This window comes from Weissella sp. DD23 (assembly GCF_001579105.1).
GTDB classification, from domain to species: Bacteria; Bacillota; Bacilli; order Lactobacillales; family Lactobacillaceae; genus Weissella; species Weissella cibaria.
The window spans coordinates 57,660-59,822 of sequence record NZ_KQ970397.1 but is presented as its reverse complement, the minus strand read 5'-3'; the positions used below and the strand labels follow the sequence as shown (position 1 = coordinate 59,822).

At 45.8% G+C, this 2,163-nt stretch carries 4 protein-coding genes; all 4 read right to left on the bottom strand.

Annotated elements, in window-relative coordinates:
* Nucleotides 1-711 (bottom strand): FAD-dependent oxidoreductase (locus WEIDD23_RS10220; RefSeq protein WP_156469631.1); only part of this gene is annotated, 711 nt, incomplete at its 3' end.
* 23 nt (nt 712-734) lie between these two features.
* A complete protein-coding gene (locus WEIDD23_RS10215) occupies nt 735-1,433 on the bottom strand; it encodes a hypothetical protein (protein ID WP_062358959.1) in 699 nt (232 codons plus the stop codon).
* The gene (locus tag WEIDD23_RS10210) at nt 1,417-1,902 is read right to left on the bottom strand and encodes a hypothetical protein (protein ID WP_010372640.1); all 486 of its coding nucleotides are present in this window, start codon (nt 1,900-1,902) and stop codon (nt 1,417-1,419) included. Before WEIDD23_RS10210 ends, WEIDD23_RS10215 begins: the two co-directional genes overlap by 17 nt.
* Nucleotides 1,903-2,023: 121 nt before the next feature.
* Nucleotides 2,024-2,163, bottom strand: a 140-nt coding sequence (locus tag WEIDD23_RS12845) for a formate--tetrahydrofolate ligase (RefSeq protein WP_156469630.1), incomplete at its 5' end; no start/stop codon positions are given.

Here is a 2,163-nt window from a genome sequence, read left to right as displayed (position 1 = left end):
GGTATCAACGGCTGTTTCAATCACCACGCCACGGTCGGCCACATCCTCCATCCGTCGCACATCAACATTCGTAACCACGTCAATTCCGTGTGCAATCAACAACTCGGCAAGTCGTTCTGAAAAATCGTGATCAAAATAGCCGGATGCCAAGCTATCGTGATTATGTAATAACGTCACTTTGGCACCAGCATTTCGCATTGCCATGGCAGCTTCCGTTCCCGCTAACCCACCACCAAGCACAATTACCTGTTGGTTGGCAACATCCTTTGCGTTATCTAACGCTTGACGTAACGCGATGACATCATCAACACGCTTCAATAAATGGACGTGCTTACTCTCAAAGCCGGGGACCGCCGGAATTCTCGGGGTTGAGCCAGTTGCTAAGATCAGCCGATCATACCGGAGCGTTGTTTGTTCGCCCGTTTCCACAGCCTCTAAACTGAGCAACCGCTGATCAGCATCCAGTGACAGCACATTGACGCCTAACCGTAAGTCAACACCCAATGTTTGCAATTGTTCATCTTCGCAATAGTCAGTCGCAGCAGGCGACTCAATTTCACCATTCAAATACATGTGGGCGCCCGCCCCAATAAAGGAAAGATGGGTCGTTCGCCTATCAATCAAAGTCACCTCGGCATCCGTGTATTTCGCAACCACACGTTGTGCCGCTGCAATACCCGCATGTGAGGCACCAACAATAACAACCTTCATGTTTGCCTCTTTCTATCTCTAATCTAAATTCGGTTCAGATGATGCGCAGTCGTCAGATACGTGTACAACTCATTAATTGTCTGTTGTTCATCTGACAAATCAAGCTGTAATCGACGTACGAAGCGCCGGTGCTGCGCGACTTCATTACGTAGATCAGGATGCAAAACTACCCGCAAATTACCGGCTAATGTATACAGCGCTTCTGGCAGTGAATAAGTCAAATTGCGTTCAAAATAAGAAATTACTAACGCAATCGCGCTTTCCGATTCACGCACATCAGCGGGTAAAAAGTCGTCCTGGCGCAAAGCAGTTGCTAACTGCTCCACCATGGCTAAATTTTGCCAAAGTTGTGGCAAAATCACCGGGTCATCACACAACAAATGATCGCTCACCCGTTGATATAACCAGTCGTGCAGTGCGCTACTGGCCAAAGCAACGCCCATGAAGAAACCAAAAATAATGACCATGGCATACCCTAGAATAATATGTACCATTGATTGGTCTGGTGTCAGTTGTGTCAACACCAGCTGTAATCCAATGTAAATCACAAACGCTAATAAAGCGCCCAATAACCCAAACAGAACGCGCCAACGTCGTAAATGTGCCATCACATCATGATGAAAGTTTCGTAACAGTTGCATTTGCTGTCGATTTAAATGACGAATCTGACGCAATTGTTCCTGAATTTGTTGTAGTCTTACAATTTCAATCTCGCGTCGCATCTTGCACCTCCTGTTCAGCCGTTGTAATGCGGCCGTACACTTCTGCTACTTCACCAGGTGCAAAGTCATCTTCAGGCGTCACAATCACCCACTCGGAAACACGCGAATAACGATCATGTAATTCTAAATAAAAATTTTGAACTGCGCGTTCCTTTAGCAATGCTTCCTCGGTGACAGTTGCCCAGTTTTCATTTGGCACCCCGTTACGCATCGCATCGTCACCGAACCGGTAATTCATCACACCGATGAGGACAATACCGATACTAATCAACGAGAAAAAGCCCATATAATTGAACGTTAAAATACCTTTAATCAACCAACAGACCAAATTAAATAGTTGCCCGTGGCTACTAATTGCCATGCCAATACTTACTAAAAAGTACACAACGGGTGCAATGAATAACCCCCACGCAAGCACAGTACCGGCGTGTGTTACTAACTGACCCGGTATGGTTCTCTTCCTTGCCATCTCTCCTCCTCAATTAGTTTCTCTTAAAAAACTCACTTATCAAGTATAAGTGAATAAATTTACCTACTCAATATGCATAAACAAAAAAACTCAGCCCGAAGACTGAGTTTTTATCCCACTGCTAGAACAGTCCGGTAATCCGGCCGTTTTCATCGATATCAATATCATAGGCAGCCGGATGACTTGGCAAACCAGGCATGGTTAGCACCGTACCGGTCATCACCACTAAGAAGCCTGCACCCAACTTCGGAATGAATTCAC